This is a genomic window from Rothia aerolata (genome assembly GCF_014635585.1).
GTDB classification, from domain to species: domain Bacteria; phylum Actinomycetota; class Actinomycetes; order Actinomycetales; family Micrococcaceae; genus Rothia; species Rothia aerolata.
This window is the reverse complement of record NZ_BMDC01000003.1, coordinates 83,910-96,780: the sequence shown is the minus strand read 5'-3', so window position 1 is coordinate 96,780 and position 12,871 is coordinate 83,910. Positions and strand designations below refer to the sequence as shown.

Here is a 12,871-nt window from a genome sequence, read left to right as displayed (position 1 = left end):
AAGTCATAGAGAACAGAAAACCGCCCGACCTTGCCTTCATCAGACAGACCGGGCGGTACCCTAGCTGGCTTGTTTAGAGAACGCGGGGTTCTTCACCGTTTTCAGACACGATGGGCTTCTCGGCGTCTGCCCAGGCGCCCATGCCGCCGATAACGTTAATAACGTCGAAACCGGCGTCCTGCAGGTAGGCGGTTGCCTTTAGGGAGCGGCCGCCAGCCCGGCAAATCACGTAGACGTCTTCGTCCAGTGGAACCTCGCCGTAGCGCTCGGGCACCTCACCCAGGGGAATATGCTGGGCACCCTTAATGTGGCCGGCCTCCCACTCGTAGTCTTCACGCACGTCAAGGATCTTGGCGTCTGCGGGGATTTCGTCAACGGTGACCTGATTAATATCTTCGTTCACGGTTTTTACTCCTTTGCTGAAGTTGCTCCTTCCACTTTTCCACGAGGACGACGCCGGGGCAAGCGGGTGCGCCAGGGGAGAAATGGGGCATGGGGCATTCGTGGATTTTGAGCTGAAACAGGCTCTCGGTACACATAGATTCCTGTAGATAGACCTCAGGTACAAGCAAGTTCCCGTGAAGAGGCCAAAGGTACACGTGAAGTCCCCAGGTACAAGACAATACTTGTACTCGGGGACTCTGCTTGTACCCTAGGTGGCGCGGCGAGAAGTAACCTATACCTTGCCGCCACCGAGTTTTCCCGAGAGGCCATTTTTGTACCGAAAATCGGAGGAAAACGGTCTAAAAATGGCCGCTCGCCAGTCAAAGTAGCCCGTGCAGTTGCGCCTGTTTCATTGAGTCGCCGCTTCGACGACGTTTCGCCGGTCACGAACCAGCGAAACGTCGCTGAAGCAGCGATATGCCACCGAAGCGGCGACTCGGGGCACTAACCCATGCTTGAAAGCCGCCCAGCATGTTAGAGAACACCTTTCTGCCACTATCTTGGGTGGCGCACCCGGAAGGGGAACACAGATTTGCTCTATCCCACGGGCAGGGAAAAATATAAATCCCCGAAAGCCAGTGGCTTTCGGGGATTTATAGATTAAAAGCGAATCCGTTACTAAAAACTAGGAAACCTGATTCTGGGCATCGCGAAGCATCTGCTGGAAGTCAGGGTTATTCGCGAGCACAATCGTAGCGATAATCACCAGGGCAATCACCAGCAGAGAGATGATAATCGCCAGGATATTCATAATCTTTCCGCCCTTGGCAGGTACGCCAAACCGCTTTGCCTTATTTGCCTTAGACACACCGATAAAGCCGAGAATCAGGGGCAGAATCTCGCCTAGGGGAAATACAACCAAAATGACAGAGAGAACCAGCGCGATAATACCCAGCACCTTAGAGGTGTTAGCAGAGCTTAGACCCTGCTGCTGAGATGCTTCCATCTGCCGCCACTGGTTGTCAGTGGGCTGGGCAGAGTATTGGTTATTGACGCCGGGCTGGGCGTAGTCGTTGTGGTGGGTACCGGGCTGAACCGAGGTGCCTTCTACAGGGTTGCTACCGTTGTTCGAGTGATTAGGATTGATAGACATACTGCTTAGTAAATCATTAATAAGCCTACATATGATTCCGCTGCGCCGTCCCGAGCACGAAAACATCAACTTTTCCAAAAAATCAAGAGTCTTCTCAACATATGATAAGTTCGATTTCTGAAGCGTAAGCTAGTTCACTCCCGTGGGGGATTCTTCTCATCGTAATCCTCATAAGGTCTATGCTTACGCTGGAAAGAATTTATAGCAGGAACACACCGTTGTTCCCCATACAGCAAGTGAGATCAACATGAGTAACTCACCCCAGGGCAGCTCGGTAGTTGCCGCTCCACAGGGCAATACGCCCGGTGGCACCGCGGGTAAGACCTTCTTCGGCCACCCCCGTATGCTGGCCAACCTGTTCTCCGTAGAAATGTGGGAGCGTTTCTCCTTCTACGGCATGCAGGTCATCATGCTCTACTACCTCTACTTCTCGGTTTCCGAGGGAGGTCTGGGCCTCAACGAGGCCGCCGCAACCGGCGTCATGGGTGCCTACGGCGGCATGGTCTACCTCTTTGCCATTCTGGGTGGCTTCTTGGGCGACCGTGTGCTGGGCCCCGAGCGCACCCTCTTCTACTCAGCCATTGGCATTATGCTCGGCCACATTGCCCTGGCACTAGTGCCCGGTGTTCCCGGCGTGGTCATCGGCCTGGTGCTGGTTGCGATTGGCTCGGGCTGCCTGAAGACCAACGCCTCGGTGCTGGTGGGCTCCCTCTACGACCAGAAGGATCCGCGGCGCGACGGCGGTTTCACCATCTTCTACATGGGTGTTAACCTCGGTGCCCTCATTGGCCCCCTGCTCACCGACTGGCTGCGCGTGACCTACGGTTTCCACGTGGGCTTCGGCCTGGCTGCGGTGGGTATGGCACTGGGTCTGATTCAGTACAGCCTGACTCGCAAGCGCCTGCCCGAGTCAGTTCACCACCTCTCTGACCCGCTGAGCCCCCAGCAGAAGAAGAAAGCTCTCTTCATCGCGGTGGGAATCGTTATTGTGGTTGCCCTGCTGGTTATCTTCAAGCTGATTACCCCCTCTAACCTGGCAACCTGGGTGATGAGCTTGGTGGCTCTCTTCGCAATTGTTCTCTTTGCACTGCTGATTACCTCAAAGAAGACTTCGGCAGAGGAGCACTCCCGCATTATCTCCTTCATTCCCATGTTCTTCGGCAACATGGTCTTCTTCGCCCTCTTCCAGCAGCAGTTCACCGTTCTGGCGATTTACTCTGAATCTCGCCTGAACTGGAACATCGGCGGAATCCAGTTCCCCGAGGGCTGGTTCCAGGCCATTAACCCCGCCTTCATCCTGATTTTCGGTGCCGTGTTTACCGCGCTGTGGACCAAGCTGGGAGACCGCCAGCCCACCACTCCCCGCAAGTTCGGTATCGCGCTGGTTCTGATTGGTGTGGCCTTCCTAATCTTCCTGACCCAGGCGGGTAACACCAACGTGAATATCCTCTGGATGGTTCTGATTCTGCTTCTTGCTACCCTGGGCGAGCTCTGCCTCTCCCCGGTGGGCATGTCGCTGGTCTCCCGCCTGGCTCCTAACGCCCACCGCGTGCTTATGATGGCGCTCTACTTCTGCTCCGTCTCCCTGGGCACCGTGCTCGCCGGTTGGATGGCTCAGTTCTACTCCCTGGAAACCGAAGTATCCTACTTCACTACCATGGGTCTGATCGCTATCGTCACCGGCGTGATTATCTTCGCCCTCAACAAGTGGATTGTAAAGAAGATGGTGGGCATTCGCTAAGGCCAGCCCAGCCGCTATAGTCAAAGTATGAATACCATGAAAACCCGCGTCAGCGCCGTCCTGCTCGCGACCCTCACCGCCGCCGTCCTTGCAGGTTGCGAAGGGCAGAGCAACAGCGAAAAAATCGTGCAGGAGGCGCAGAGTTCGGCGGCCTCCGCCCAGGAGCACGACCACAAGATGGACGGCGGCCCCGCCCCCGAGGGGATTCGCGAAGCCAGCGACCCAGCCTTTCCGGTGGGTAGCGAGGTTACGCTCACCGCTGACCACATGATGGGTATGGACGGCGCTCCCGCCACGATTGTCGGCGCCTACGACACCACGGTTTACGCGGTGGACTATGAGCCCACGGACGGCGGCGAGAAGGTCACCGACCACAAGTGGGTGGTGCAGGAGGAGCTGGAAAACGTCGGTGATGAACCCCTGCAGGTGGGCGATACCGCGGTGCTGGCTGCCGATCATATGGGCGGCATGGAGGGCGCTGAGGCAACCATTGCCGAGGTGAGCCACGAGACCGTCTACATGGTTGATTACAGCGCTGGCGGCATGACCATGAAAAACCACAAGTGGGTTACCGAAAGCGAGATTGAAGCAAGGTAACCCTCCCCACCGCGAGGGGTCACATATCGTTCACAAATACGCCTAAAATAGCCGTTTTGTGAACGATATGTGACCCCTCGCGGGCGTTTAAGGGGGCGGTGTTAAGTTTTTTAACGCGCGCTAGACTCCCACTCCCAAACCGCGTAGATTCAGACATGGTTCGTATATAAGGCATCTAAAATACAAAAATTCCAAGCCGAGAGGATAAGCACATGTCAAAGCTCTACCTGGTTGAATTTACTCCCGAAGCTGAAGCTTCAAAGGAAACCGCTGAGTCAATCATTGAGTCAGCCCACAAGGCACTTGAGGGCCTGGACGCTGAGGTGATTGAGACCCAGGTGACCTCTGATTTCAAGATTATCTACGCCATTCTTGAGGCAGATAACCCCGCAGTCTTTGCCCAGTCTTACAAAGACACCTTCCGCGGTGTTGCTGGCCTGGAAGGCCCCGATGAGGTTCGTCTGGTGGGTGCAGACCTCGAAGACATCAAGAAGCTCAAGACCAGCGCTGAGTACCTGATTGAGTGGGACATTCCCGCTGAAATCACCATGGACCAGTACCTGGCTCGCAAGAAGCAGAACTCCCCCAACTACGCTAAGGTTCCCGAGGTCTCCTTCCTGCGCACCTACGTTCGCGAAGACACCGCTAAGTGCCTGTGCTTCTACGATGCTCCCGATGAAGAGGCTCTCAAGCGTGCTCGCGCGGCGGTCAACACCCCGATCGACCGTATCTTCAAGCTCAACGAAGCTAAGTAAATCTTCAACTCTTCACGCTGCCGCTGAATCGGATTAACCCCCTCCAGGGTGCCCTCCTCAAGGCGGCAGCGTTTTTTATGCCCGAATACCGCTAAGAACCACCTCTGAACCGAGAAAAGAAGGCAAATTATGGCTGACTTTACCCTGACTCCCCTCACCGACTACCCCCAGCGCGAGCGCGTGCTAGCCCTGGCTAAGGAGCATGCCGCCGCTGTTGATGCTGACGAGCGCTCCCCCTTTGAGACCCTGCGCGAGCTGGCTGCGGACGGCGGTCTGCTGACTTTGGGCCGCGAGGGTTCGTTGGTGCCGCAGATTGCTGTTTCTTTTGACCTGGCGACCGAGTGTGCCTCTACCGCTTTTTCGTTGTGGGCCCACCGCTCTACCGTGGCTTTCTTTGATGCTGTGGACCGCGAGCTGCCCGAGGGGCTGGCCAGCGGTGAGGTGACCGGTGCTACCGCCATGGCGGGTGCTTTCAAGGATGCCTCGGGTGTGGGCGAGATTCAGGTTCACGCCAAGCATGTTGAGGGCGGGCTTGAGCTCAACGGCATTATTCCCTGGACCTCCAACCTCTACCCGGGCGGCGTCGTCGTGCTGCCTGTTGTGGTGGACGACGCCGCGGCGGACGAGCCGAACAAGTACATCGTGACCCTGCGAGTGGGCGTAGAAGGCCATGAGATTAAGTACCAGAAGGGCCTGATGGCGCTGGATTCCACCGAGTCGGGCTTCAGCAAGTTCGAGAATGTTTTTGTTCCCCAAGAGGATATTCTCACCGACGATGTACCGGGCTTCCTGGCCAAGGTCACCGCGCCCTTTTTGACCGTGCAGTCTTCCTTCTGCCTGGGTCTGGGTGCGGCTGCCCTGAATTCGGCGGCCCAGCACTTAGACGCCGATAACGGCATCTTCCGCGAGGATTTTGAGCGGATCAAGGCCGAATACGAGCGCCTGCGCGCAGAGATTCTTGAGCTGGCCGAGGACCCCAAGACCGCCGACCGCACCCGCCTGCTCCAGCTGCGCCTCGACGTTGCCCTCTTTGCCAACGCTGCCACCCACCTGGAGCTCTCCACCGTGGGAGGTAAGGCCTACGCGGTGAAGTCCCCCTCCGGTCGCCGTGTACGCGAAGCTCAGTTCCTGCCGGTGCAGTCACCCACCGAGGGTCACCTGCGCTATGAGCTGAGCAAGCTCAAGTAGGTTTTCTATGGCTAGAACTCTCACCGTTGAAAACGCGGTCAAAACCTACCCCGGTGCCCAGACCCCCACGCTGAACGGAGTCTCTTTAGAGCTCAATTCCGGTGAGGCCCTGGTGATTTTGGGGCAGACCGGCTCGGGAAAGTCCACCCTGTTGCGGGCTGTTGCCGGGCTAGAAGAGTTGGATTCTGGCACGGTAGAGATTGCCGACCACGGCAGGCTGGCGGTGGTCTTTCAGCAGGCTGCCCTCTTTCCCTGGCTGACCGTTCGGCAGAACATTGAGCTCGGCGCCCGCTACAAGCGCAACCGGGGTCGGGTGCAGAAAGACCGCATCGATAGCCTGATTGCCAAGCTGGGGCTCACCGGCCTGGAAAACCGCAAGATCAGCGAAATTTCCGGTGGCCAGGCCCAGCGCGTTTCCATCGGGCGGGCACTGGCTATCAACCCCTCGCTCCTGCTGCTCGACGAGCCCTTTTCAGCGCTTGACCCCGCCACCCGCGAGGAACTACAGGGATGGCTCCGCAACCTCATCGATGAGCTTCACCTGACCATGCTCATGGTCTCCCACGATATCTCCGAGGCGGTCACGGTGGCAGACCGCATTGGTTACTTCGAGGCGCACAAGGGCTTCACCCGTTTCTGGAGCCCCCGCCAAGAAGAGGTCAGCGAGACAGAGATTCTCGACTACTATCGAAACGCCGCAGGGCAGGGATCCTATGTCATCTAAGCCCATCTCCCGCAGGTCTGCCCTCATGGCCGGCGGCGGAGTACTCGCCGCGGGATCAGCCGCCGCGGGCGCCTATGCCGCCGGAGCGGCGTCCGGAAAAGAAGCAAGCGGAACCTCCCGCGGGCTACAGGAGCCGATTCGGGTGGGCTTTCTGCCCATTACGGACGCCGCTCCCCTGCTGTTAGCGCACGCCAACGGCGACTATGAGCGCGAGGGGGTGCAGGTGGCGGACCCGGTGCTCTTTCGCTCCTGGTCGTCGCTAACCGAGGCCTTTATCTCGGGCACCGTGGATGTGATTCACCTGCTTATGCCCATGGCTGTCTACCTCAAATACGACCTGGGGGCAGACGCGCAGGTGGTTGCCTGGAACCACGTGAACGGTTCAGCGCTGACTGTGGCTCCGAGCATTGTAGAGACTACCCAGCTGGCGGGTAAGACCGTGGCGATTCCCGGTTGGTTCTCCATTCACAACATTCTGGTGCAGAAGATTCTGCGTGAGGCGGGCCTGACCCCGGTGATTCGTAAAACCGCCGATGCCTCCCGCGGGGAAGTCACCCTGATTGTGATGGCACCCGCCGACATGATTCCCGCCCTTGCCAACGGCACCATCTCTGGCTTTACCGTGGCAGACCCCTTCAACGCCGCCGCGGTGGCGCAGAAGAAGGGGCGGATTCACCGCTTCATGGGCGATGTCTGGCGCGACCACGCCTGCTGCGTCACCATGATGCGCTCCTCGCTGATTGAGCGGCAGGACGGCGCCGCGCAGCTCTTCACGAACGCTTTGGTTTCCGCGCAGGTTTTTGCCCGCGAGAACCGGCAGCGGGCGGCTCAGATTCTCTCCGATAACTATCTGCCCCAGGCTCCCAAGGCTATTGAGCGGGCCATGACAGACCATCTGGCAGACCACCGGGATGCGGTACGCCACCCGGACTGGGGTGGGCACCTACTCCAGTTCCAGCCCTACCCCTATGCCAGCTACACCAAGGAGCTGGTGGAGCATATGCGGAATACCCTGGTCGATGCTCCCACGGACTTTCTCGAGAAACTGGCGCCTGAGAAGGTACAGGAAGAGCTGGTTAATACCGGCTTGGTAGCCCAGGCCATTGACAGGGTGGGTGGCCTGTCGGTCTTTGGCGAAACATCAACCACCCGCCACGAAGAAATTGACGGTGAAGGAGAGGCATGAGTAAGCAGGCCCGCCCCTGGGTTCTAGGAAGTGCCGGCATTGTTTTTGCCCTGATACTCTGGTGGATTTTTACCCACTCCGCCACGGGCAACACCATGATTACTGCCTTTGCGCCCGAGAACATACCCTCGGCCTTTGCTGCCCTTTTCTCCCGCGGAGTTTTGCTCTCCGATATCGGGGTGAGCCTGTGGCGGCTGCTGGCAGGTCTGCTGATCGCCGGCGTTATCGGTATTCCGCTGGGTCTTGCCATTGGCTTCTGGCGCGGGGTAGATCAGTTCTCAGCGCCTCTGGTGCAGTTTCTGCGCATGGTCTCCCCACTCTCCTGGGCTCCCATTGCTGTGGCGCTCTTCGGTGTGGGCAGCTCGCCCGTTATCTTTCTGGTGGCCATGGCGGCGGTCTGGCCCATTACCCTCAACACAGTCTCGGGCGTAAGGGCGCTGGATAGGCAGCACCTGCAGGTTGCCCAGACTTTAGGGGCCACCCCCTTTGAAACCCTGCGTACCGTGGTGGTTCCCAGCATTAAACCCTACGTGCTCTCGGGAATTCGCCTGGCGCTGGGCATCGCCTGGGTGATTATTGTTCCGGCGGAGATGCTCGGTGTCTCCTCGGGTCTGGGCTATGAGATTCTCAACGCCCGAGACCGCTTAGCCTATGACGAGATGCTGGCTGTCATTCTGGTGATTGGCGCCCTGGGCATGGTGCTGGACTGGGTGGCGCAAAAAGTTCTGCGCTAGCCAGTCCAGCGGGCAGGCAACCTAGGCCAGGTACTCCAGGTTAATCTCGGTCTCCCGGTCAAAGAAGCTACAGCGGGTGGGGGTAATACGCAGGGTATCGCCCACCTCGATGTTCTTCATCTCGGCCAGCTGGTTGAGGCGAACCGCCACCCGCTCCGCCCGCGGGGTAACGCCCACGCCCCGGTTGAGCTTGAGGTAGGCGAAGGCCTCAGCTCCCAGGTGCTCGATATGAACCACCTGGCCGGGAATTCCCTGCACCTCGCTGTCTTCACCGGGCACCCTAATCTTCCAGTCCTCGGGCCGCACCCCGACAACCACCGCCGGGTGGCGGGTGCGGTCAACCAGTTCCGGCTTCATCTCCACCGTGCACAGATCGCCCAGCACCACCCGGGAATCCTGCACCTCACCGCCGTCAAACAGGTTCATCGAGGGCGAGCCGATAAAGCCCGCCACGAAGGTATTACCGGGGTAGCGGTAGAGGTGCATGGGCTCGTCTACCTGCTGGAGCACGCCGTCCTTGAGCACAGCCACGCGGTCGCCCATGGTCATCGCCTCGGTCTGATCGTGGGTCACGTAGACGGTGGTGACACCGAGTTTGCGCTGCAAATCAGCAATCTGGGCGCGGGTGGAAACGCGCAGGCGGGCATCGAGGTTAGAGAGCGGCTCGTCCATGAGAAAGACCTTGGGGTTGCGCACAATCGCGCGCCCCATGGAAACGCGCTGGCGCTGGCCGCCAGACATCTGCGAGGGCTTCTTATCGAGCAGGTCGGTCAGCTCCAGCATGGCAGCAGCCTCCTCTACCCGCTGGTTGATCTCGGGCTTTTTCATACCCGAATTCTCCAGGGCAAAGGCCATGTTCTGCCGGGCGGTCATGTTGGGGTAGAGGGCGTAGGACTGAAAGACCATCGCCACGTCTCGGTCGCGGGGCTTGACCTCGGTAACGTCCACGCCGTCAATCATGACCGTTCCCTCATTAACCGGCTCAAGCCCGGCAATCATGCGCAGGCAGGTAGACTTACCCGAGCCCGAGGGGCCCACCAGGGTAATAAACTCACCGTCCCGAACATCGATGTTGACCCGGTTGACCGCCGGGCGCTTGCCCGAATCGTAATAGCGGGAGATGTGCTGTAGTGATACTTCAACCATGTGATTCTTTCGCTCGAGGCGCTTACCTCAGTTTCTTAGAGATTGGGCTTGATGTCGCGGTCGATGGTTGCCTGTAGCTCATCCTGAAGGGCTGAGAAAACCTCTTCGACGTCCTGGCCGGCAACGATCTTATCGAGGGCACCGCCGATTGCCTGGCCGCCACCGTTGACGAAGACGCGCGCAAAGTCCTGGGGCTTGGTGTTCTCCTCAAGCTGGCGAATCGCGGTCTCAGCGTTGGGGTTTTCCTCCATGTACTTAGCCTGCTCAGGAACATCAGCGGCGTCGCTACGCACCGGCATGTAGCCGGTTTCCTGGGTAAAGGTAATGGTGTTTTCGGTGTTGGTCATAAAGTCAATGAACTTGACCGCCACCGCCTTACGCTCGTCTGAGATACCGGCGGGAATAGCCAGACCGGCACCGCCGGTAGTGGTGCCGGGCTTGGGGCCGGGCAGGTAGGTGGTGATGAAATCGCCCTGGGCTGACTCCTTCAGACCGCCCAAAGAACCGGTGGATTCCAGCAGGCCGCTGGCGTTACCAATACCGAAGTCGTTGGCGGAATCCTTGACCACAGACACCAGACCGTCTTGAACCATCTTCTGCAGGAATTTACCCGCCTCAACGGTCTTGGGGTCAGTAAACTTGAGATCCCACTCATCGGAGTAGGCTCCGCCGAAAGTCCAGAAAGCTCCCTGGAAATACCAGTCAAGATAGTTTGAACCGTCGGCCACCACCAGGGCAGGCTTGCCGGTCGCCTCCTTGAGCTTGGGTCCCCACTCCTCGGCAAATTCCTGCCAGGTCTGCGGGCCGCGGTCGGTGGGCAGGCAGGCCTTCTCAAGGTCAGCGGTGTACCAGTACATCAGCGGAGTAGAGCGGGAGTAGGGCACACCGTAGTGCTTGCCCTCGAAGTTGTAGTCCTCTAACAGGGTCTCAACGTAGGTGGAAGTATCAATATCGTTCTCCGCCCAGAGGTCATCCAGCGGGGTGGTTGCCTCGGTGAAGGCAAAGTTGAACCAGGTAACGTCTGAGGCAACAATGACATCGGGTAGATCCCCGCCTGCCAGCGCCGCGTTAAACTTCTGGCCCAGTTCCTCGTAGTCAGCGCCGCCGTCAATCAGCTCGGCAGGGGTATCGGGGTTGGCCTCGTTCCAGGCGTCAATGAGCTTCTGCTCAAGGTCGCGGGAAGATCCGGGGTGGTTAGACCAAAACTGCAGGGTGCCCGAGCCCTCCTGCTGCTGGCTGGCGCTGCCACCGGTGCCCGCGCAGGCAGAGAGGCCGGCGGTTGCAATGCCCAGGCCCGCAAGGGTAAATACCGAACGACGAGAGATAATCATGCGATGTTCCTTAGTGTTGTTGAGTTGAGGATTTAGCCCTTAACCGCGCCGGCGGTCAGGCCCTTAATCATGGATTTCTGAAGAAGCAAGAAGAGAACAATCATGGGAATGGTGGTCAGGATGGTTCCCGCCATCACCGGGCCCCAGTTGGTCAGCCCCTCGACGTCCTGCAGCTGGGTCAGACCGATCTGAAGCGGGGCAACCTTCTCGGTGTCGGAGACCAGGAAGGGCCAGAGGTACTGGTTCCACTCGGTGACTGCGGTGATGAGGACGAACGCCATGAGGGTCGGCCAGCTCATGGGCAGCACCACCTTGAAGAGGGTGCGGAAGAAGCCCGCGCCGTCCATGGTCGCTGCTTCAAAGATTTCTTTGGGCAGGGAGCGGAAGTGGTTGCGCATGAGGAAGGTTCCAAAGGCCACTCCCGCCAGCGGAACGATGATGCCGGTAAAGGTATTGCGCCAGCCCAGCTGCGCCACCAGGGCGTAGTTTGAGATGATGGTAATTTCGTTGGGGACCATCAGGGTTCCGATCACCAGGAAGAAAAGCAGACTTGAGCCCGGGAAGCGAATAAAGGCAAAAGCGTAGGCAGAAAGCACCCCAAAACTTACCTCAATAATCACCAGGGAAACGGTGATAATCACCGAGTTCAAAAAGTAGCGGTCGAAGTTGAGGGTGTTCCACACATAAGAGTAGTTCTCCGGGGCAAAAGGAGACGGAATCCAGCTCACCGGATTTGAGTAAATATCCCCGTGGGTTTTAAAGCTGGTCATCAGCACAAAATAGAGCGGAAGGGCAACAATGAGCGTGGCGAGCGCCAGCCCCAGATAACCCCAGATCTTTGAGCGACGGTTCTCAGCAGGAGCAGTTCCAGATCGCTGGGGAACCTCCGCCTCCTTCGCCTGCTGGGTGGGCTCTGAAAGTCCATTTTCTGCGGGAACAGCGGGAACCTGATAATCAAAAGCCATTAGTTTTCCTTATCCTGCATACGCACCTGCACCACGGTAATCACCAAAACAGCCAGGAACATGATGGTGGCCACCGCCGCACCGTAGCCTGCCCGCGAGTTAACAAAGGTCTCCTGGTAAACCTGGAAAACCAGGGTGGTGGTGGAGGTTCCCAGGGGGCCTCCCGCCGTCATCACGTTGATAATGTCGAAGACCTGTAGCGAGTTCAACAGCACCGTAATCGAGAGGAAGAAAGTGGTGGGGCGCAGCTGCGGCAGGGTTACCCTAAAGAACTTACGCGCCCGCGGAGTGCGGTCAATCTCTGCCGCTTCATCGAGATCTTTCCTCAGCCCCTGTAAGGCTGCCAGATAAATTACGAAGGTGTAGCCCAGGTTCTTCCACACGTAGGTGGCGGTCACCATGAACAGCGCCCAGCCGGGGCTGGAGTAAAAATCCGGGGAGTCCATGCCCACCCGGCCCAGCAAATCCTGAATCAGGCCGTAGCCGGGGTCAAAAACAAACTGAAAGGCAACGCCAATAGCAGCGCCCGAAATAACATAGGGGGCAAAAATCAGGGACCGCACAAAGTTGCGCCCTTTGAGTTTTCGGTCAAGAAGCAGGGCCAGGGCAAGCCCAATCACCATAGACCCAAATACAGCAACCACCGTAAAAATGATGGTCTGCCAGACAATCTGCCAGCTCACCGGGTTGCTAGCCCACTCAATATAGTTCTGAAGACCCACAAAAGTGGCAGGGCGGGTTGAGGATATGTTCCAGTTGTAGAAAGAGAGCCTAATGTTGTCGATAAGGGGCCGATAGGTAAAAACAATCAGCAAAACCACATTGGGCACAACAAGAACAGCCGCTAAAAGAAGACTTTTAAAGTCTTTCTTCTCTTTTCGCTGCGGTGGTTCGTGGGCGGGGTGAGCATTCTCTAGCCCCGGTACGCTGCTTATAGATTTCACAAGCCACTATGATTCACCGCAAA

At 58.1% G+C, this 12,871-nt stretch carries 13 protein-coding genes; 7 read left to right on the top strand and 6 right to left on the bottom strand.

What is annotated here, in order from left to right; translation table 11 throughout:
* Positions 1 to 73 precede the first annotated feature (73 nt).
* On the bottom strand, positions 74 to 403 hold the full coding sequence (locus tag IEV00_RS08425) for a rhodanese-like domain-containing protein (protein WP_188359923.1): 330 nt from the start codon (positions 401 to 403) through the stop codon (positions 74 to 76).
* Between the two features lie 666 nt (positions 404 to 1,069).
* Positions 1,070 to 1,537 carry a DUF4190 domain-containing protein gene (locus tag IEV00_RS08420; RefSeq protein WP_188359922.1) on the bottom strand — a complete coding sequence of 156 codons (468 nt, stop codon included), beginning with the start codon at positions 1,535 to 1,537 and terminating at the stop codon, positions 1,070 to 1,072.
* A 247-nt stretch (positions 1,538 to 1,784) separates the two neighbouring features.
* Between IEV00_RS08420 and IEV00_RS08415 the strand changes: the two genes are divergently transcribed.
* The 7 genes from IEV00_RS08415 (at position 1,785) to IEV00_RS08385 (ending at position 8,462) form a co-directional block, all read left to right on the top strand.
* Positions 1,785 to 3,278 (top strand): peptide MFS transporter, encoded by a 1,494-nt coding sequence (locus tag IEV00_RS08415; protein ID WP_188359921.1) that lies wholly within the window; start codon positions 1,785 to 1,787, stop codon positions 3,276 to 3,278.
* Between the two features lie 36 nt (positions 3,279 to 3,314).
* Positions 3,315 to 3,875, top strand: a complete 561-nt coding sequence (locus IEV00_RS08410; RefSeq protein ID WP_188359920.1) for a YdhK family protein — start codon at positions 3,315 to 3,317, stop codon at positions 3,873 to 3,875.
* Between the two features lie 212 nt (positions 3,876 to 4,087).
* A complete protein-coding gene (locus IEV00_RS08405; RefSeq protein ID WP_188359919.1) occupies positions 4,088 to 4,630 on the top strand; it encodes a DUF4242 domain-containing protein in 543 nt (180 codons plus the stop codon).
* Positions 4,631 to 4,759: 129 nt separating this feature from the next.
* Positions 4,760 to 5,818 carry an acyl-CoA dehydrogenase family protein gene (locus tag IEV00_RS08400; protein ID WP_188359918.1) on the top strand — a complete coding sequence of 353 codons (1,059 nt, stop codon included), beginning with the start codon at positions 4,760 to 4,762 and terminating at the stop codon, positions 5,816 to 5,818.
* A gap of 7 nt (positions 5,819 to 5,825) precedes the next feature.
* Entirely contained in the window at positions 5,826 to 6,542 is a 717-nt protein-coding gene (locus IEV00_RS08395; RefSeq protein ID WP_188359917.1) for an ABC transporter ATP-binding protein, read from the top strand.
* Positions 6,532 to 7,728: an ABC transporter substrate-binding protein gene (locus IEV00_RS08390; protein ID WP_188359916.1), complete on the top strand. Its 1,197-nt coding sequence runs from the start codon at positions 6,532 to 6,534 to the stop codon at positions 7,726 to 7,728. The genes IEV00_RS08395 and IEV00_RS08390 overlap by 11 nt, the downstream gene beginning before the upstream one ends.
* Positions 7,725 to 8,462 carry an ABC transporter permease gene (locus IEV00_RS08385; RefSeq protein WP_188359915.1) on the top strand — a complete coding sequence of 246 codons (738 nt, stop codon included), beginning with the start codon at positions 7,725 to 7,727 and terminating at the stop codon, positions 8,460 to 8,462. Before IEV00_RS08390 ends, IEV00_RS08385 begins: the two co-directional genes overlap by 4 nt.
* A 21-nt stretch (positions 8,463 to 8,483) precedes the next feature.
* Here the strand turns inward: IEV00_RS08385 and IEV00_RS08380 are convergent, their stop codons facing one another.
* From IEV00_RS08380 to IEV00_RS08365, 4 genes are read right to left on the bottom strand one after another with little or no spacing between them, the layout of a single operon-like run.
* The gene (locus IEV00_RS08380; RefSeq protein WP_188359914.1) at positions 8,484 to 9,608 is read right to left on the bottom strand and encodes an ABC transporter ATP-binding protein; all 1,125 of its coding nucleotides are present in this window, start codon (positions 9,606 to 9,608) and stop codon (positions 8,484 to 8,486) included.
* A 35-nt stretch (positions 9,609 to 9,643) separates the two neighbouring features.
* On the bottom strand, positions 9,644 to 10,939 hold the full coding sequence (locus tag IEV00_RS08375; RefSeq protein ID WP_188359913.1) for an ABC transporter substrate-binding protein: 1,296 nt from the start codon (positions 10,937 to 10,939) through the stop codon (positions 9,644 to 9,646).
* Between the two features lie 32 nt (positions 10,940 to 10,971).
* Positions 10,972 to 11,904: a carbohydrate ABC transporter permease gene (locus tag IEV00_RS08370; protein ID WP_188359912.1), complete on the bottom strand. Its 933-nt coding sequence runs from the start codon at positions 11,902 to 11,904 to the stop codon at positions 10,972 to 10,974.
* On the bottom strand, positions 11,904 to 12,734 hold the full coding sequence (locus IEV00_RS08365; protein ID WP_229723152.1) for a carbohydrate ABC transporter permease: 831 nt from the start codon (positions 12,732 to 12,734) through the stop codon (positions 11,904 to 11,906). Before IEV00_RS08365 ends, IEV00_RS08370 begins: the two co-directional genes overlap by 1 nt.
* Positions 12,735 to 12,871: the final 137 nt, after the last annotated feature.